At 64.3% G+C, this 18,385-nt stretch carries 18 protein-coding genes and 1 tRNA gene; 3 read left to right on the top strand and 16 right to left on the bottom strand.

The window, feature by feature from the left end; all coding sequences use genetic code 11:
- Positions 1–8: 8 nt before the first annotated feature.
- From LY632_RS04385 to LY632_RS04325, 13 genes are all read right to left on the bottom strand, one after another.
- On the bottom strand, positions 9–2,261 hold the full coding sequence (locus tag LY632_RS04385) for a molybdopterin cofactor-binding domain-containing protein (protein ID WP_234092591.1): 2,253 nt from the start codon (positions 2,259–2,261) through the stop codon (positions 9–11).
- Positions 2,258–2,743: a (2Fe-2S)-binding protein gene (locus LY632_RS04380; RefSeq protein ID WP_234092590.1), complete on the bottom strand. Its 486-nt coding sequence runs from the start codon at positions 2,741–2,743 to the stop codon at positions 2,258–2,260. Before LY632_RS04380 ends, LY632_RS04385 begins: the two co-directional genes overlap by 4 nt.
- Positions 2,744–2,832: 89 nt before the next feature.
- Complete coding sequence (locus LY632_RS04375; protein WP_234092589.1) at positions 2,833–4,191, bottom strand: methyl-accepting chemotaxis protein; 1,359 nt, start codon at positions 4,189–4,191, stop codon at positions 2,833–2,835.
- A gap of 13 nt (positions 4,192–4,204) precedes the next feature.
- Entirely contained in the window at positions 4,205–5,719 is a 1,515-nt protein-coding gene (locus LY632_RS04370) for a bifunctional diguanylate cyclase/phosphodiesterase (protein ID WP_234092588.1), read from the bottom strand.
- Between the two features lie 118 nt (positions 5,720–5,837).
- Complete coding sequence (locus LY632_RS04365; protein ID WP_234092587.1) at positions 5,838–6,686, bottom strand: protein-glutamate O-methyltransferase CheR; 849 nt, start codon at positions 6,684–6,686, stop codon at positions 5,838–5,840.
- Positions 6,686–7,783: a chemotaxis-specific protein-glutamate methyltransferase CheB gene (gene cheB, locus LY632_RS04360; protein WP_234092586.1), complete on the bottom strand. Its 1,098-nt coding sequence runs from the start codon at positions 7,781–7,783 to the stop codon at positions 6,686–6,688. Before cheB ends, LY632_RS04365 begins: the two co-directional genes overlap by 1 nt.
- A gap of 11 nt (positions 7,784–7,794) precedes the next feature.
- Positions 7,795–8,160: a PleD family two-component system response regulator gene (locus LY632_RS04355; protein WP_234092585.1), complete on the bottom strand. Its 366-nt coding sequence runs from the start codon at positions 8,158–8,160 to the stop codon at positions 7,795–7,797.
- A 54-nt stretch (positions 8,161–8,214) separates the two neighbouring features.
- Complete coding sequence (locus LY632_RS04350; protein WP_234092584.1) at positions 8,215–8,658, bottom strand: chemotaxis protein CheW; 444 nt, start codon at positions 8,656–8,658, stop codon at positions 8,215–8,217.
- Positions 8,655–10,748 carry a chemotaxis protein CheA gene (locus tag LY632_RS04345; protein ID WP_234092583.1) on the bottom strand — a complete coding sequence of 698 codons (2,094 nt, stop codon included), beginning with the start codon at positions 10,746–10,748 and terminating at the stop codon, positions 8,655–8,657. The genes LY632_RS04350 and LY632_RS04345 overlap by 4 nt, the downstream gene beginning before the upstream one ends.
- A gap of 96 nt (positions 10,749–10,844) precedes the next feature.
- Positions 10,845–10,920 (bottom strand) — tRNA-Lys (locus LY632_RS04340).
- A gap of 43 nt (positions 10,921–10,963) precedes the next feature.
- Positions 10,964–11,377: a 2-amino-4-hydroxy-6-hydroxymethyldihydropteridine diphosphokinase gene (gene folK / locus LY632_RS04335; protein ID WP_234092582.1), complete on the bottom strand. Its 414-nt coding sequence runs from the start codon at positions 11,375–11,377 to the stop codon at positions 10,964–10,966.
- Between the two features lie 68 nt (positions 11,378–11,445).
- Entirely contained in the window at positions 11,446–12,297 is an 852-nt protein-coding gene (gene aguB, locus LY632_RS04330) for an N-carbamoylputrescine amidase (RefSeq protein ID WP_234092581.1), read from the bottom strand.
- 16 nt (positions 12,298–12,313) lie between these two features.
- Entirely contained in the window at positions 12,314–13,213 is a 900-nt protein-coding gene (locus tag LY632_RS04325) for a class I SAM-dependent methyltransferase (RefSeq protein ID WP_234092580.1), read from the bottom strand.
- 98 nt (positions 13,214–13,311) lie between these two features.
- On the opposite strand from LY632_RS04325, the gene msrA reads away from it, so the two are divergent.
- Together msrA and LY632_RS04315 are read left to right on the top strand one after the other, a co-directional pair.
- Positions 13,312–13,851 (top strand): peptide-methionine (S)-S-oxide reductase MsrA, encoded by a 540-nt coding sequence (gene msrA, locus LY632_RS04320; protein ID WP_234092579.1) that lies wholly within the window; start codon positions 13,312–13,314, stop codon positions 13,849–13,851.
- Between the two features lie 89 nt (positions 13,852–13,940).
- Positions 13,941–14,363: a response regulator gene (locus tag LY632_RS04315; RefSeq protein ID WP_234092578.1), complete on the top strand. Its 423-nt coding sequence runs from the start codon at positions 13,941–13,943 to the stop codon at positions 14,361–14,363.
- Here the strand turns inward: LY632_RS04315 and LY632_RS04310 are convergent.
- Both LY632_RS04310 and LY632_RS04305 read right to left on the bottom strand, forming a co-directional pair.
- Entirely contained in the window at positions 14,351–15,427 is a 1,077-nt protein-coding gene (locus tag LY632_RS04310) for a PAS domain-containing protein (protein ID WP_234092577.1), read from the bottom strand. The genes LY632_RS04315 and LY632_RS04310 overlap by 13 nt on opposite strands.
- A 118-nt stretch (positions 15,428–15,545) precedes the next feature.
- A complete protein-coding gene (locus tag LY632_RS04305) occupies positions 15,546–16,787 on the bottom strand; it encodes an RsmB/NOP family class I SAM-dependent RNA methyltransferase (RefSeq protein ID WP_234092576.1) in 1,242 nt (413 codons plus the stop codon).
- Positions 16,788–16,843: 56 nt separating this feature from the next.
- On the opposite strand from LY632_RS04305, the gene LY632_RS04300 reads away from it, so the two are divergent.
- Positions 16,844–16,999 carry a DUF1674 domain-containing protein gene (locus tag LY632_RS04300; RefSeq protein WP_234092575.1) on the top strand — a complete coding sequence of 52 codons (156 nt, stop codon included), beginning with the start codon at positions 16,844–16,846 and terminating at the stop codon, positions 16,997–16,999.
- Here LY632_RS04300 and LY632_RS04295 read toward each other — a convergent pair.
- Positions 16,996–18,378, bottom strand: coding sequence for a cytochrome P450 (locus tag LY632_RS04295; protein WP_234092574.1), 1,383 nt, complete (start codon positions 18,376–18,378; stop codon positions 16,996–16,998). The two genes, LY632_RS04300 and LY632_RS04295, sit on opposite strands and share 4 nt — an antisense overlap.
- Positions 18,379–18,385: the final 7 nt, after the last annotated feature.

Below are 18,385 nucleotides of genomic sequence, written 5' to 3'. Positions count from 1 at the left end.
TAATCCCTTCAGGCAAACTGCTTGGCGATCGGCAGTTCGCGCAGGCGCTTGCCCGTCGCAGCGAAAATGGCGTTGGTGAGCGCGGGCGCGGCGGGTGGCAGGCCGGGTTCGCCCGCGCCGCCCACCGGCACCGGCCCGCTGTTGATCAGCGCCACTTCGATATCGGGTGCCTCGTCCATGCGCATCATGCGGTAGTCGTGGAAATTGCTCTGCACGACCGCGCCGTCCTGCAGGTCGAGTTCGCCATAAAGAGCGGCCGTCAGCCCGAAGATGATACCGCCCTCGATCTGGTTGCGAAAGCCATCGGGGTTCATGACATAGCCCGGATCGGCCACCGCCCAGACCTTGGTCACGCGCGGCTTGCCGCCGGTCATGTCAACTTCGGCGACTTGACCGACGATCGTGCCGAAGCTTTCGACCATGGCCACACCGCGGCCCTTGCCCTCGCCCGCCGGGGTGTCCCATGCGCTCGCTTGCCGCAGCTTTTCCAGCACCGCCTTGTGGCGCGGCGCATTGGACAACATGGCGATGCGATATTCGAGCGGATCCTTGCCCGCCGCATGCGCAGCTTCGTCGATCATGCTTTCGATGAAGAAGCCGTGCTGCGAATGATCGACCGAGCGCCACGCCGCAAAGGGCAGGTGCAGCGGTGCCTCGGCTACCCGGACCGAGAGATTGGGAATGTCATAGCCCGCCGGGACGCAGGCCTGGGGCGGATCGTTGCGCTGGGTGAATGCGCTGCTGTAGCTGACCAGCGAGCCGTCCTTGTCGAGCCCGACCTTGAAACGGCAGAGCTCGGCATTGCGATAGATCGACTTTTGCGTGTCTTCCTCGCGACTCCAGATCATCTTGACCGGATATTTGGTCGCCTTGGCAATCCGCGCCGCCATGGTGACATATTCGCTTTCCAGCCGCCGCCCGAAGGCTCCGCCCAGCATCGGGTGATGGACGATGACGTCATCGACATCGACCCCGATGGCACCCGCCGCCGCTCTGCGCGCCATCAGCGGCACCTGCGTGCTGGTCCAGATCTCGCACTTGCCGTCCTTGAAGCTGGCGGTGCAGTTGATCGGCTCCATCGGCGCATGGGCGAGGAAGGGAACCTTGTATTCGGCCTCCAGAGTTCTGGCCGATGCCGCGAAGGCAGCCGCCGCATCGCCCTTACCCGCAGCCTCGGTACCGCCGTTGTCACCTGCCTCAGCGAGCGCCTTGGCGAAGGCGGCGAACTGGTCGGCCGTGGTCTTGATCGGGCTTTCGGACCCGGTCCACTCGGCCCGCACCGTGCCCAGTGCCTGCTCGGCCTGCCAGTAACTTTCCGCCACAACGGCGACGTGGTCACCCATGTTGAGGATCTGCAGCACGCCGGGCATCTTCTGCGCCTGGGTCGAATCCATCGATGTGACCGTTGTGCCCGGCACGGGAGGGCGGCACACGGCAGCATAGGCCAGCGCTTCGACGTCCGGCTCGGCATCGATCCCGAACTTGGCGCTGCCGTCGACCTTGGCGGGAATATCGGTGCGGGCCTTGCTCTTGCCCATCAGCCGGTATTCGCTGACGTCCTTCAGCTTCGGCGTCTGCGGCATCGGTTGCTCGGCCGCCGCGCTGGCGAATTCGGCATAGGGCGCGGACTTGCCCGATGCCTTGTGGAACAGCGTGCTGTCCGCCGTGGTGATCTCCGAGGCGGGGACTCCCCAGGCATCCGCCGCTGCGCCAACAAGCATCTGGCGCGCCGCGGCGCCCGCGATGCGCATCTGGTGCTGCCCGGTGGTGCGGATCGAAGAACTGCCGCCGGTAATCATCGCATCGGCCAGCTTGCCGATCTGCGTGAACAGGCCGTTCCAGGTCGGCTCGATCCAGTCGGCAGCGTTGAGTGTGAAGGGCGCGACGAACATGCGCGCGGTATCCGTGACGACATAGTTGCCGTCCGCAGGGGCCTGCATGACGCGAACCTTGTCCCACGCGGCATCGAGTTCGTCAGCGAGCATCTGCCCCAGCACCGAATGCGCGCCCTGCCCCATTTCGCAATGGGGCACGATGGCGGTAACGATATTGTCGGAGTCGATCTTGACCCAGCTGTTGACGAGGCTCTCCCCCTCGCCGCCTGCGACAATGGGGCCGAGCTTGCCGACCGGGTTGCCCGGCCGTACGCCCACGCCGATCAGCAGACCACCGCCAGCGAGCACGCCCGCGCCGATAAATCCACGCCGCGACCATTTGGCCAAGCGGCTGCGCTCCGGCTTAAGGGAAGTCTGCTCGTTCATGCCGCGCCCTCCTCGGTCCGGGCCGGGATCTGGCCGGCGGCCACTTTGATCGCGCGGCGGATGCGGGTGTAGGTGCCACAGCGGCAGATATTGCCGCTCATGGCCGCATCGATATCGGCGTCGGAAGGGTTGGGATTGTCACGCAGCAGCGCAGTGGCCGACATAAGCTGGCCCGACTGGCAGTAGCCGCATTGCGGCACCTGCTCGCTGATCCAGGCCTGCTGCAACTTGGTCAGTTCGCCCTCGGGCCCGGCGATCCCCTCGATGGTGGTGACAGCCTTGCCCGCCGCTTCGGAAACAGGAGTCGAGCAGCTGCGGATCGGCTGGCCATCGAGGTGCACGGTACAGGCCCCGCACTGGGCGATGCCGCAACCGAACTTGGTGCCGGTCATGCCCAGCTTCTCGCGCACGACCCACAGGATCGGCATAGCCGGATCGGCCTCGACCGAAACAGGCTCTCCATTGACGGTGAATTCGATCATCGCGGCCAGCTCCCCACGGGCATATTCGTTGCGAGACGCAACCAATATGCCCGTGGATGCGGAACGGCGCAATGCCGCCAAAGGGCTTATCAGGCAGTACCGGCCCGGATCTTGGCCATGAAGCCGTCAACCTGTGTGCGCAGGGTCGAGGCCTGCTTCTCGAGCTCGCTGGCCGAGTTGAGCACCTGGGCCGCCGCAGAGCCTGTGCGCAGCGCATTTTCGCGCACTTCGCGAACATGCTGGCCGACATTCTCGCTGTTGCGGGCGGCGCGGTCGATGCTGCGGGCAAGGTCCTGACCGGCGACGGACTGCTGGTCCACCGCCGAGGCGATGGCGATCGCGGTTGATTCGATCTGCTGGATTTCGCCACTGACCGAACGCAGCGCCGAAACGCTGGCGCCGGTCGATTCCTGGATCGCCTTGATCTGCGCTGCGACATCCTCGGTCGCGCGGGTGGTCTGGCTTGCCAGTTCCTTCACTTCAGAAGCGACTACGGCAAAGCCGCGCCCGGCTTCGCCGCCGCGGGCCGCCTCGATCGAAGCGTTGAGCGCGAGCAGGTTGGTGCGGCTGGCAATGGTCGAGATGAGTTCGACAACCTGGCCGATCTGGGTCGCTGCCTGGTCAAGCGCGGAGATCGTCTCGTCCGCCTCGCCCGCAGTGGTGCGGGCCTTGCGCGCCATTTCAGCGGAATCCGCTGCCTGGCGGCTGATCTCGCCGATCGACATGGCAAATTCATCGCTGGCGGCAGCAGCGGCCGAAGCACCGGCGGCGGCTTCCTCCATCGAGCGGGCGACCTCTTCCGAGCGGTCCGTCGATTGTTCGGCGGTGCGCGACATGTCGCTGGCCGTCGCGTGGAGCTGCGATGCGGCCGCAGCAACCCCGCTGACGACGTCGGCCACGGTGCGGTCGAAGTGATCGGCCAGCTCGAGCAGCTGTGCGACCTGCCGCTCGCGACTGTGCTGCTGTTCACGCTGGGCTTGCTGTTCCTGCTCGGACATGGAGACGAGATTCTGCGTATTGATGCGCAAGACCTCGATCGCGCGCGCCATGTGCCCGTATTCGTCCGTGCGGTCGCGGCATGGCACGGAAAAATCGACGTCGCCATCGGCGATCCGGTAGAGCGAGTTGCCGAGGACGTTCGTCACGCCGAGGATTTCTCGTGACAACACCCAACCGAAGATAAGCATGGCGACGACGCCAAAGACAATGGCGCCGGCCACCAGCACCCTTGCCGAACCGGCAAGGTCAACCATGGCAATGGCGCCCGGGAGAACGATCAACGATATCGGCAGGACAACCGACAGCGCCATTTTCTGATTGCTGGTAAGCGCTCCGTAGGCGCGTTCGAGGATGGTCCGGTTGCCCCGCAACTCGACGTTGCGGGCAGTCGGAGCCGAAAGAATCTCCGTTCCGGCCCATTCGCGTGTCAATTCATCAACAGCCGACATCGTATCCCTTTCGTTATCCCTTGGTGCCCGTACGTCCTGGCACCACAAATTTATCGCGCAGCCGGTCGATCTGGTCGCTCGGCATGGCGCGGTAATAGAGCCAACCCTGGATATGGTCGGCCCCGGCAGCCCGCACCATGGCGGCCTGATCTTCGGTTTCGACGCCTTCGGCAGTGACGCCCATAGCCATCGCGCGGGCCAGTGAAATGCTCGACAGCATCATTGCCCGGCTGCCGTCGTCGCCCTGCGCGTCGACCACCAGCGAGCGGTCAAGCTTGAGCTTTTCGAAGCGGAACTGGCGCAGGAAGCCGATCGAGGCATAGCCGGTGCCGAAATCATCGAGCGAAATGCTGACCCCGAACTGGCGGATCACATCGAGGCTGCGGCCAACCACCACCGGATCCAGCACGAGGCAGGTCTCGGTCACTTCCAGTTCCAGCCGATCGGCCGGGAACCCGGTTTCTTCCAGCACCTGGCCGACGTGGATCGGAAATTCGGGATTGCGCAGCTGGGCTGCCGAAATGTTGACCGAGAGCTTGAGGTCGTTCCAGTCGCGCGCATCGGTGCAAGCGCGGCGCAGCACCCACAGGCCGATAGCGTTGATCAGGCCCGATTCCTCGGCCACCGGGATAAAGACATTGGGGCCGATCGGCTTGCCGTCCGGTCGCTCCCAGCGCAGCAGCGATTCCACTGCAACGATCTCGCCCGAATTGGCGTCGACAAGCGGCTGGTAATGCAGCCGGAATTCCTGGTTGGCGAGCGCCGCACGCAGTTGGTTGTCGAGGTCGCGACGCGCCTCGCGATTGCGGTCGAATTCCTCGATATACCAGGTGCAGCGCATCTTGCCGCCTCGCTTGGAAGCATACATCGCCACATCGGCACGGCGCAGCAGTTCGGAGCTCGACAGCCCGTCACGGCCATTGCTGCGGGCAAGGCCGATGCTGGCGCCGATCGCGATGCGGCGTTCGTCGATCATCATCGGCGAACGGAACTGTTCGATCACGGTGCGACTGAGACCTTCCAGAACGTTGCCGGCAATCGAGCCGATCACCACCAGCGCGAATTCATCGCCGCCGAGGCGATAGACCCGCGCATCCTTGCCGCAGGTTTCGGAAATGAGCTTGGCCGCTGCCTTGATCAACATGTCGCCGATGCCATGGCCATAGTGGTCGTTGACCGACTTGAACCCGTCGAGGTCGATCAGGGCCACGGCGACGTCCTGATTGTCACGCGCATCGCGAGCGATATCGCCGTGGACCGCGCGGCGATTGGGCAGGCCTGTCAGGCTGTCTACCTTGCCGACCTGTTCGATCCGGTCGACCCCGGCATAGCCCCAGCGGACAAGAGCCCAGATGGCAGCGGCATAGGCAAGCAAGCCCATCCCGGCGAGAACTTGCCAGGGGAAGCGAGTGTTGCCGTCAAAAGCCACCATCAACGCTACGGTAAGGGCGAAAATTGCCGACAGTACGATTATCGGAGCGAAGACGAGCTGCTTCGTCGACCATTTTTCGGGACGGATAGCCTTCACTGCATCACCAACCTTGCGAACTCCGCGCCTGTCCTGCGCAGCGACGGGTGTAACGGGCAAAGGCTAACCAAGCGTAAAGCCTCTGTTTACCCTAAGCCCCAGATTGCTTTGGAACCGGTTATGCGCGACGGCGGGCAGGCTCGCTCGCCTGAGATTGGGGCAAATAAAGGCCCGAACCATCGCGTGCGGGAACAAAGCGCTCCGTCTGGCCGACTACCGTTTCCCCAGCCCCCAGCATCAGCAGGCCATCCACCGCGATCCCTTCGCGCAACCGGTCAAACACCCGGCCCCGGGTCAACGGATCGAAATAGAGCAGTACATTGCGGCACAGCACCAGGTCGAACGGCCCTTCGACCGGCGGGCGATCAAGCAGGTTATGTTCGCGGAAAGTCACCATCTTGCGCAGCTCTGCCTGCGGGCACCAGCCTTCGTCCTTCTGATCGAAATAACCCAGCATCTGCGCCACGGTCAGCCCGCGCTGAACCTCGAACTGCGAGAAGCAGCCTTGCCGCGCGGCCGTGATGATCTTGTGCGAAATGTCGGTCCCGATCAGCTCGAGCTTCCATCCAGCCCAGCGTTCGCGCTGGGCCAGCAGCAGCATGGCTATGGAATAGAGCTCCTGCCCGCTCGAGCAGCCTGCAGACCATACCCGCAGGCTGCGCTGGTTGGCGCGCTGCTGCCACAGCTTGGGCAGGACCTGCTCCGCCAGCATGTCGAACATGACCTTGTCGCGGAAGAAATAGGTCTCGTTGTTGAGCAGGGCTTCGACCACGTCACGCGCCAGTTTTTCGGCGCGCGGTTCCGCCAGCAGGCAGACCAGCTGGTCGACATTGGAGATGTCATGCTCGCGGAAGATGCCCGACAGCGCGCCCGGGATGCGCCACATGCGGCCCGTGCCCAGATGCTGTCCGGTGCGCGCGCGTAGCAGGTCGGCAATGATCTGGAGCGAGGCGGAGTTGACGTCCATCAGGCGACCCCCGCCCGCTTGGCAATCCAGGCTGCCAGGGCCTCGGGCGTATCGGTCAGAGCCGAGAATCCGGCCTCGACGATCCCGCGCGGCATGCCGAACACGGCACAGCTCTCTTCATTCTGCGCCAACAGCGTGCCGCCGGCGTCACTGAGAAACTTCGCTCCGATGGTCCCGTCGCGGCCCATGCCCGAAAGCACAACGCCAAGCCCCGCCGCTCCGAAGTGCCTCGCGACCGATTCCAGCATCGGGTCGACCGAGGGGCGGCAACCGCTCGGTGCAGAGAAATCTTGAATCGTGACGACAGTCCCATCCCTGCTTTCGCGCAGCAACAGATGCCCGTCACCCGGAGCGATCAGCACATGGCTTTTCCTGAGCGGCATGCCCTCTTCGGCAACCTCGGCATGGCGACCCGACATGGTGGCGATCTGCCGTGCGAAGACGGGCATGAAGGCTTGCGGCAAATGCTGGGTGACCAGGATCGGAGCCGTCACCGACTGCGGCAGCGCACCAAAGAACCGGCCAAGCGCATGTATGCCGCCGGTCGAAGCACCGATGGCGATGACGCCGGGCTTGATCCGGGACATGTGCAAAGGACGCGAAGGCGCGCCGACCGTCTGTGTATGTTCGCGAGACTGGACCGCACCCCCCGAGCAGGCGAGGGCCACGATCTTGCCCAGCAGTTCGCCGCGATATTCTTCGCCGAAATTGCCTGCGCTCGGCTTGGCCAGCGTATCTGCCGCACCCATTGCCAGCGCGGCCAGCGTCGGTTCGGCGCCGGCGGTCGTCAGGGTGGAAACGACAAGGACCTTGCCACCCATCGCTTTGGCGAGGATGGCTGGAAGCGCCTTGAGCCCGCCCATGCCCGGCATCTCGAGGTCGAGCAGGATAACGTCGGCACGCTTGTCATCGAGCAGTTCGAGGCCGACCTCCGCACTACCGGCGGTCGCCACTACGGTCATGTCGCGGCGGGCCTCGATGGTGCGGGCCAGCGCCGAACGCGCGGTGATCGAATCGTCGATCACCATCACCCGGATCTGCCCGGGTTTGCGAGCGGGGCTATCTCCGCGCCGGTCTTGTGCGAGGGCAGAGCCCATGACGGGCCCCCTTAGGCGCAGCCTACCAGCTGGAGCTTGATCTGCAGGGTTTCGTGATCGAACGGCTTCATCACATATTCGTCCGCACCCGCGTCGATCGCTTCGCGGATATGGGCGACGTCGTTTTCGGTTGTACAGAACACCACCTTGGGCTCACCACCATTGGGGCGCGAACGCAACTGGGTGATGAATTCGATGCCGCTCATGACGGGCATGTTCCAGTCGAGCAGGATCACGTCTGGCATCGCCTCGTTGCACTTGGCGAGCGCTTCCTGGCCATGTTCGGCCTCTTCCACGGCAAAGCCCAGGGTTTCGAGAATGTGGCGCGAAACCTTCCGGATCACCCGCGAATCATCGACGATCAGACACGACTTCATTGATGCATTCCTTGTTGGTCGCAGCCGTCATAGCGCGACATGGTAACCAGGTGATTAAGCCGCCAGCCGCTCGGGACCGGCGATAATGGCGGCCAGGTCCAGCATGACGGCAGGACCGAAAACGGTCTCGATCACGCCGGTGGCGACCCTTCGCCATTCGGCACCGAGACCGGCAGGTGCTTGTCCGACATCGCTCTGGGCGATGGTGACATCGAGGATCCGGTCGGCCCGAAGGGCATAGAGATGCTCGTCGAGCTTGACGACAATGCAGCGTGTCTCGTCGGCGTCCATTCTGGCCTCGCCAGGCAGGCCGATGGCACGGTGGCAATTGACCACGGTCAGCGCCCGCGAGCGCTGGGCCCCGATCCCTTCGATCCAGTCAGGGGCGCGCGGCACCAGCGTGATTTTCTCCAACTCGCTCACAGAAGCGACATCGGCCGCAGGCAGCGCGATATTGCGTCCGGCGACACTTGCCACCAGCAAGAGTTCACCGTTCATCGCTGTGTCTCCTGTTCGCGCACATCGCCCCATTGGGCGACCACTGCGGCGGCATCGAGCAGCGGCGTCGCGCGACCGCCAACCACGACATAACCGCGCGTATCGGCTTCGGTTGCACCTTCCTTGATCGCGTCTTCGAGCGGGGCGACATCGATGATCGCACGCACGACGTAGAAGGCCTCGCGGGCTTCGTCGCGCAGCCGCAGGAGCCGCAGGAGCCGCAGCTTGGCCGTTTCGAGTTCGCGGTCGTCGGTCCCTGCAAGGACCCGCAGCTTGCCATCGATGACCGCGCGGCTGTTGCCGGCATGGCGCTCGACAATCTCGGTTGCGATCGTCTCGATACGTTCGACGAAGTCCATCTCGACAGCGCGCTGCTGCCCGTCGCGGTCGACGAACAGCATCACGCGCTGGGCATCTTCGCGCGCCATCTCAACCTTCTGATCGACATCGAGCGCCATCGCCCGCGAGCGGCCGTCGGTCACGATCCGGTGATCGACTGCGATATTGGCGATATCGAGCGCCAGCACCGGGGTACCGTCCGACAGCAGGGTCGCACCGGTATAGAGGCGCGTTGCCGTGATCGCCGGAGCGACCGGTTTGATAACCGCCTCCTCGTGATCGAGCACCTTGTCGACCACGATCGCGCTGACTTCGGTCGGCGAATGGCGGATCACGATGAAGGTGCGCGCAAGCATGGGCAGGTCGTTGTCCTGTCCCAGTACCTCCGACAGCGGCACGCAGGGGATGCGCTGGCCGCGGAAATCGATGAAGCGGCCGTCTCCCAGCTCGGTGTAGCCGAGGTCGGGATCACCTCCATAAATGACTTCCTCGACGCCGGACCGCGGCAAGGCGAAACGCTGGCCGGCGCTGGTCACCGTCAGCGTGGCAATGATGCTGAGTGTCAGCGGCAGGCGCATCTGGATCGTCGCGCCCGCGCCCGGCTGGCTGGAGACTCCGATCGAACCGCCGATCTTCTCGATATTGGCACGGACCACGTCCATGCCGACGCCGCGGCCGGAGATCGAGGTGACCCGGCTGGCCGTCGAGAGACCCGGCGCAAAAATCAGGTTATACTTGTCGGCGAGCGACATGCCGGCAACGTCTTCCTGCGTGACGATGCCGTTCTCCAGTGCTTTCTTGACCAGCCGGTCGGCATCGATGCCGCGCCCGTCATCGCTGACGACGAGGTAAATCTGGTTGCCGGCCTGGCGCGCCGAGATCGACACAACCCCGATCTCGCGTTTGCCCGCCTCGATCCGCTGGGCCGGCGTTTCGAGGCCGTGGTCGATGGCGTTGCGAATGATGTGGGTCAGCGGGTCACGGATCGATTCGATCATTTCGCGGTCGAGCTCGACGTCCTGGCCTTCGAGGTCGACCATCACCTGCTTGCCCAGTTCCTGCCCGAGATCGCGGACGAGGCGCGGCAGGGCCGAGAACAGGAATTCGATGCGCTGCATGCGCATGCGTGTCGCGGCATCGCGGACATCGTCAAGGATCGCGGTCATGCGTTCGAAGGGACCGTCGATGCGCGGATCGGCACCCAGTTCGCGCAGGACGCGCGAGAGATCGTTGCGGGCGAGGACCAGATCGGAAACCCCGCTCATCATCCGGTCGAGCAGTTCGACCGGCAGGCGGATCGAGCGCTGGTTGCCACCGGCTGCCCGGTTCTTGCCTTCGCTGTCCTTCTGCGGCTTGGCGAGCGAGGCGGCCTCGGCCTTGTCCGGATCATGCGCCAGCGCGGCGATCAGGCGTTCGTCGCCCTGTTCGGGGATTTCCTCACCAGCCTCCACGGCATCGGTAAGCGCGCCGATCCGGTCGATGATGGCGAGCACCGCGCTGACCAGCGCTTCGTCCGGCAGGCGGCGTCCGGCGCGGACCTCGCCCAGCGCATCTTCGGCGGCGTGGCTGAGCGCTTCAAGGCGCGGGAAATCGAAGAAGCCGCAGTTGCCCTTCACGGTGTGGACGAAGCGGAAGATCGCATCGAGCCGCTCGCGGTCGTCGGGCGCAGCTTCCCATGCCACGAGCTCGCCCCCCAGCGCCTCGAGCATTTCACGGGTCTCCGCGATGAATTCTGCCAGCAGATCGTCCATTACCGTCCCCAAATCTCGGCCATTGGAGACGCCTTATGGAGACGGATGGTTAACGGAGGGTAAGGCCCGTAAAAGAACCTGTCATGCGGAGAAAGGTGGTGAGCCCTGCTGGGTTCGAACCAGCGACCTACTGATTAAAAGTCAGTTGCTCTACCGACTGAGCTAAGGGCCCACCTGGGCGGCCGGCCCACTTATGGGCGGCTCGGGCGCTTCCCCTAGGGGAGCGGGCGCTTGCGGGTCAAGCGGGCTTTTGCCTGCAACAGCGTCAGGCCGGTGCGCGGATCGCGCCAGCCGGGGGCGATGTTGCTCGCCGGGACAAGTACGAAGTCTCGTCCGCGGAATTCCTGATGGGGGATCGTCAGCAATGATGAGCTTACCGATCCCTCGCTCCACAGCACGATGTCGAGATCGATCACGCGGTCGCCCCAGCGCCGCCAGCGCCTTCTACCGAACTCGCGTTCGGTCCGCTGGAGTGCTGCCAGCAGCGAGGCAGGATCAAGCTCTGTGTCGAGAAGCAGCGCGGCATTGGCAAAGCGGCGCGCCGAAGGGCCCATCGGCGCGGTCGAGATTACCGCGGAGCGGGCAGTGACAGTGCCCAGCGCCGCCAGTTCTTCCATCGCCGTTCGCACGATCTCGCGCGGGCGGCCATAGCGGTGGTGCCGCCGGTTGGAACCCAGCGCGATCAGGTAGGTGCTGCTCAGACATCCTCGCAGATGCGGCTGTAGAGCTGCGGACGGCGGTCGCGGAAGAAGCCCATCCCGGCGCGGTGCTTGGCCGCCTGGTCGAGGTCGAGCGTCACTACCAGCACGCCTTCCTCACTCGCGCCGAATTCGACGACCTTGTCGCCCCATTCGTTGGTGACGAAGCTGTGGCCGTAGAAGCTCGCCTCGCCTTCGGTCCCGATCCGGTTGGCGGCGATCACCGGCATGCAGTTGCTGACCGCATGGCCCTGCATCGCACGCTGCCACATGTGGCTGGTGTCGAGTTCCGCATCATAGGGTTCGGAGCCGATAGCGGTGGGATAGAACAGCAGTTCCGCGCCCATCAGCGCCATCACCCGCGCGCATTCCGGGTACCACTGGTCCCAGCAGATGCCGACGCCGATGCTGGTGCCACATACGTCCCACACCTTGAAGCCGTCGTTCCCTGGGCGGAAGTAGAACTTCTCCTCGTAACCTGGCCCGTCGGGGATATGGCTCTTGCGGTAGGTGCCCATGACCTCGCCGTCGGGTCCGATCATGGCCAGCGTGTTGTAATAATGATGCCCGTCACGTTCAAAGAAGCTGGTCGGGATCGCGACTTTCAGCTTCGCCGCCAGCTTGCGCATGGCGATGACCGAGGGATGCTCCAGCGTCGGCCGGGCGAGCGCGAACAGCGCCTCATCCTCTGTCTGGCAGAAATAGGGGCCGGAGAAGAGTTCCGGCGGCAGCACGATCTCGGCCCCGCGCGCGGCGGCCTGTTCGACCAGTTCGCCGACAGCGGCGATATTGGTCGGCTCGTCATCGCTACCGAGGGGCAGCTGGAGGGCGGCGACGGTGACTTCACGCATGCGCCGCCCTCTAGTCTTACTTGGCCTTCTTGAACAAGAGCGTCATGCGATCGCTTTCGCCCTTGTCTTTCAGGTCTTCACGCTTGGTGCCCAGCACCGGCGGCATCTCCCAGACGCCCTCGGCGTGGTCGGCGGTGTCCATCGGGTTGGCGTTGATTTCGCTCGTGCCGACCAGCTCGAAACCGTTGAGGCGCATGAAATCGATCACGTCCTGCTGTTTGAGATAGCCCTTGGTACCGTTTGCGTAGCTCCACGGAGCATCGGGCTTGGCACGGTGCTGGACAATGCCGAGCATGCCATCGTCCTTGAGCAGCTCTCGCATCGCCCGCATCTCGGTGTCGGCAGTGCCGGTGCGGGTAATGCCATGGAGGCCGCGGATGACGAGGATACGGTCGAAAGTGCCCTTCTGGTCATCGGGAATCGATTCCAGAGTCATGCCTGCAAAGCGATCTGCCGACAGGCCGGTGTACCCGGCAACCTCGTCAGCAAAACCGGCCGCCTGGTCGCGGATACGCTGTTGGCGGGCAGGATCGGCAGAGGCGGTCTGCGGATTGGCATAGAGACCTACCAATTGCCCCTCGCCGCCGAGATAGTGACCGAGGAGGCGCGAATACCAGCCACCACCCGGCGCATACTCGCCGACCTTCATGTCCGGCGCGACATGGAAGAAGGCGAGCGTTTCGGCCGGATGGCGGAACTGGTCGCGCTTGGCATCTTCGGCGCGGCTCGGGTGAGCGATGGCAGCCCCGAGCGCTTCACCGTGGTGCTGCATGAACATTTCGGGCCCATGCGCCTCATGATCGCTCTTGTCATGGTCACCGTGGTCCATTCCACCTGAATCGTGGTGGTCGGCAAAGGCCGGCGCAGCGACAGCGAGACCGCCAATAGCGGCAGCGGCGAACAGCAATTTTTTCATTGTAACGAACCCCCATAAATTTCCGGACACAGACCAAACGCCGCAATGGCAAATCTGGTTTCCGATCCTATCTTCGCAGCAATGCCATGGAGATTACAATGAGCAATACGGCACAAGTGATTATCGCGGGCGGCTGCTTCTGGTGCACCGAAGCAGTGTTCAAGGACGTGATCGGCGTGAGCGACGTCGAGAGCGGCTATATCGGCGGGACCAAGGCCGACCCGACCTACAAGGAGGTCTGCACCGGCACCACCGGCCATGCCGAGGCCATCCGGGTGACATTCGACCCTGCCACCATCTCGCTGCCCGAAATCTATGACGTGTTCCTGGGCACCCACGATCCGACCCAGCTCAACCGCCAGGGCAATGACGTCGGCACGCAGTATCGCAGTGCGATCTTCCCGCTCGATCCCGACCAGCGCGCCGAGGCCGAAGCCGCCATCGCCCGCTGGAATGCCGAGCACGTAGGCGAAACCGCCGTCACTACCATCGAGGATCCGACCGAATGGTATCCGGCGGAGGATTACCACCAGGACTATTGGGACGGCGAAGGCCAGCGCAATCCCTATTGCCTCGCGGTCATCCCGCCCAAGATCATGAAGCTGCGCAAGAGCTTTGCCGACAAGGTCAAGGGCTGACAGCGGCCACATTTTCGGAACCGGGCGGGTAGCACGGCGTTATCTTGATACGAAACCCAGACCCATCTAGCAAAATCATGTAGTTAGTCATGCCCGCCCGTGTTCTGATCGTTGAAGACGAATTCCTGATCGCTCTCGAAATGGAAGAGGTCGTGCGTGACCTCGGTCACATTCCGATAGGTGTTGCCGACAACCTCAGCAGCGCCCTTGCTGAGGCGCGCGACGCGGCGACTGTGGATATCGCGCTGGTCGACGTCAACCTGGCGGATGGGGCCACCGGGCCCGAGATCGGCCGACGCCTGGCAGCGGAGTTCGGCGTGCAGGTAATCTTCGTGACAGCGAATACCGCCCAGCTTGGCGAAGGCGTGTCCGGCACGATCGGAGCGGTCGAGAAGCCGGTTGGCGTGGGCGAATTGCGCCAGCTGATCGATTTCGTCGAGCGCCGTCGCAATGGTCTTACGCCTCCCCCGCCCCCCGTTCTGCGGCTGTTTGGGGATTCTCACGCCGCCTGAATGCGGGCCTTGTCGATGGTGACATCCAGCTGCAGGCCATCCCGTTTCCAAGCTCGCGTATAACTGCCGCCAAGTTGGTTGCGAACGGCGAGGTCGACCAGCCTGCTGCCGAAACCGGGGACGATCTCCTCTTCCTCCGATTTCGGCGCCCCGCTTTCCGTCCAGAGCAGTTGCATCGTATTGCCCAGGTCGACGAGCTTGATGGTCAGCGTGCCCCCGGGAACCGACAGGCTACCGTACTTGATGGCATTGGTCGCCAGCTCGTGCAGCAGCAGGGCCATGGGCGTCGCCGCGCTGCTCGCGATCTCGAGATCGCCCCCTTCGATCCGGACACGCCCCTCGTCATAAGCGGGGTAAAACGAGAAGATCCTCTCGATCAGCTTCAGCAGTGTTACGTCACCGATTTCGCGGCGGGATCTGTCGCTGTGCGGGCGTACCAGCTCATGCGCCCTGCCCAGCGCCGAGATCCGGCCCAGCAGTTCTTGCGCAATGTCCGAGAAGCCGGGGTTGTTGCGCGCCGTCAGGCTGACGAGGCCGGAGATGATGGCAAAGATGTTCTTGATACGGTGGCTGAGTTCCTGCCCGAGTATCTGGTTGAGCAGGGCGACCCGTTTGTGTTCGTTGACATTGGTGCAGGTACCGATCCAGCGCTCGATCTGCCCGTCGTCACCCCGGATCGGCAAGGCCCGTCCGATCATCCACTGATATTCCCCGGAATGATGGCGAAGCCGGTATTCCACCTCGTAAGGCTCGCCTGTCTCGAGGCTCCGGCGCCAGTTTTCCCAGGCATTGGGCTGGTCTTCGGGATGGAACAGTTCGGCCCAGCCTTCGCCGTCGGTCGAACCCGCGGGTACGCCCGTGAATTCGTACCAATGCCGGTTGTAGTAATCGTGCGATCCATCGGGCAAAGTCGACCAGACGATCTGCGGCATGGTGTCGGCGAGCGCGTGGAAGGCTGCACCCGCGCTTTCGAGGGCATAGGCTTCGCTCAGCGGGCGCTCGGCGCCGGGCGCCGAATCGCCGTCAGGACGCTGCGCGGACGAGGACACAGGCGCTCCGCTCACGCGCGGACCGGGCCCGCCAGAGGGCCGACAATAGTCGAGAACCGGATGGGGTGTTGCATTTGACCCTGCTTAAACTTCCAAGCGAACGACGCGAGCCGGCAAAGGTTCCCGCCGGTGTTCAGGATACGGGCTTCGTCCATCGTCCGACGAAGAACCCATCGAGGCCGCCCCGATCGGCCAGCATTCCGGGCTCGGTGCGAAGCCAACCCTCGGCGGTCGGCGCGATGCCGCCGGGCAACTCGCCCGTGCCCACCGGAAGCGGGGTCAGCGTCACTTGCACCGCCTGCTCCTCGCCCTCTTCACGTTCCAGCGAGCACACCGCGTAAACCAGTGTCCCGCCGGGTTTGAGCCAGCTTGTGGCGCGTGCCAGCAGCGCAGCCTGAAGCTCCGCCATCTCTGCAATCTGGCGCTGGCCGATGCGGTGCAGCACATCGGGATGGCGGCGGCAGGTGCCTGTCGCGGTGCAGGGCGCATCGAGCAGGACGGCGTCGAACTGGTGCTTCGCTTCCCAGGTCAGCGCATCGGCGCGGATCGGCGAGGCCTTGAGACCGGTACGCTTGAGGTTGTCCTTGAGCAGTTCCAGCCGCCGCTTGCTGAGATCGAGTGCGGTCACTTTCCACCCGGCAGCGGCGAGTTGCAGCGTTTTGCCTCCAGGCGCAGCGCAAAGATCGAGCACGTGCCTTCCCTCGCCCTGCCCCAGCAGCCGGGCGGGGAGCGAGGCGGCGAGATCCTGCACCCACCAGGCGCCGTCCTTGAAGCCCGGTAGGGTCTCCACTGCCGAGCCGCGCGGCAGGCGCACATGGCCGGGTATGGTGCTGTCACCCGCCAGCTGGTTGGCCCAATGCTGCGTCTCCCCGGGTTCACGCAACGTAAGGTCGAGCGGCGGCGGTTCGGCGAGGCCAGCGGCGATGCTGGCGGTTCGCTCGCCCCAGCGTTCGCGCACCCGCTCCGGAAGGGTCGGCTCCGCCGGCAATTGCGCGCCGCGTTTGTCGAGGGTCGAGAAGACGCCATGCGCCAGCCGCCTTGGCCCACCGGCAAGCAGGGGCAGCCCGGTGGCGATCACCGCGTGCGGCGGGGTCTCCAGCCGCAGCCAGCCCGCCAGCATCAGCCGCAGCACGGTGCGCACCTTGGCATCTTCCGGCAGGCGCTGCCTGGTCGCGCTGTCGATCAGCGAATCGAGATCGGTGAGCCAGCGCAGCGTCTCATTGGCAAGGGCGCGAGCGAGACCCTTGTCCGGCGCGCTGCGGACGGTCTTGAGTGCGGGCCCTTCGGCCTGTTCGAGCGTTTCGCCCCGGCGCAACACGGCATCGAGCATCTGCAATGCGGCGCGGCGGGCGTGAATTCCGGTCGGTTGGGCCATGCGGGCGGCGGTTAGTCGGTATTGCAACCGAGCGCCAGTGCGCGCATCCCTGCACCATGAAACGTGCCACCCAACGCCCGAAGGACTTCAAGAAACCGGCCCACTGGACCGACGAACCTGCGCCCAAGCCGGAGAAGGTCAAGGCAGAAGAGGAGCTCAGCCCGACCCGTTACGGCGACTGGGTCAAGGACGGCATCGCGATCGATTTCTAGATTTTCTTCAGCGAGATCTTCAAGCCGTCCTTCGGCTTGGGGATCGGCCAGGCCTGCCACGCTGGATCATAGCCGTCGGCCACTTCGATCCGGTAACGGGTCAGCATATGCGCCATCAGGATCTTGATCTGCATATAGGCGAAGTGCAGCCCAAGGCACATGTGCGCGCCGCCGCCGAAGGGGACCCAGGCGTATTTGTGCCGCGCCTTCACCTTGTCCGCGGTGAAACGCAGCGGGTCGAAGTCGTAGGGGCTGTCCCAATATTCCTCCATATGGTGGACCATGTGGATGTTGATCCCCACGCCCACCCCGGCCGGGATTTCATAGCCGGCATATTCGAAGGCCTTGAGCGCGCGGCGCGGCATCGACGGGACCGGCGGGATGTGCCGCAGCGCTTCCTTGAAGGCCATTTCGGTCAGCTCGGGCTCGCCGAGCTGGTCGTAGGCCAGTTCCTTGCCTTCGCCGCCGGTAATCGCCGTCAGTTCCTGCCGCAGCTTTTCCTGCCATTCGGGGTTCTTCGCCAGCAGATAGACGAGCGAAGTGGCGCTGGAGGTGATGGTGTCATGCGCCGCCATCATCAGGAAATTCATGTGATCGACCACTTCGTCGACCGGCATCTGGCTGCCGTCTTCGTATTCGGCGGTGGCGAACTGGCTGAACATGTCCTGCCCGCCGCCTTCGGTGCGAATCCGGTGCGTCTCCCTGGTGAAGTAATCGACCAGGAACTTGCGGCCATCGACCCCGCGCTTCATCGCGGTGAAGGGCAGCGGCTTGCGGATCGGCGCGACCGAGGCCTGGACCATGTCGACGAACGCCTTGTTGATCGCGTCCGCTTCCGGTCCGAACGGTAGGCCGAGGAAGCTGTCCGCAGCAAGGTCGAGCGTCAGCTGCTTGATCGCGGGATAGAATTGTAGCGGACCTTCCCCCCATTCGGTCATCCGCTGTGCAATGCCGCGGTTGAGCGAGCCGGCATAGTGCCGCATCGGTTCGGGCTTAAAAGCGATCGACAGGGCGCGCCGGTCGGCCCGGTGATGGTCGAAATCGAGCAGCATCAGTCCGCGCGGGAACAGCTGGTCGAGGATCGGCCCCCAGCCCTGCTCGCTGGAGAAGATTTTGTTCCGGTCGAACAGCATCAGCTCGTTCGCTTCGGCCCCGATCATCGCCACCTGCCAGCCGCCGAAGGCGCGGTTCTTGTAGACCTTGCCGTGGGTCTGATACATCCGCCGGGCGAAGGCATGCGGATCGGCCAGCATACGGAAGGTGTTGCCGACCAGCGGCCAGCCGCCGTCACCCGGAATATGGGCGAGGTCGGCGGCAGTGGGATTGCCTTCGGTCCAGTGGATCGGGGCGGGGGCGGTTTCTGCTGCGAGGGTAGCCATGGCGCGG

Source organism: Erythrobacter sp. SDW2 (genome assembly GCF_021431965.1).
GTDB lineage: Bacteria > Pseudomonadota > Alphaproteobacteria > Sphingomonadales > Sphingomonadaceae > Parerythrobacter.
The sequence above is the reverse complement of the archived record's forward strand: the minus strand, read 5'-3'. Positions and strand labels throughout refer to the sequence as shown.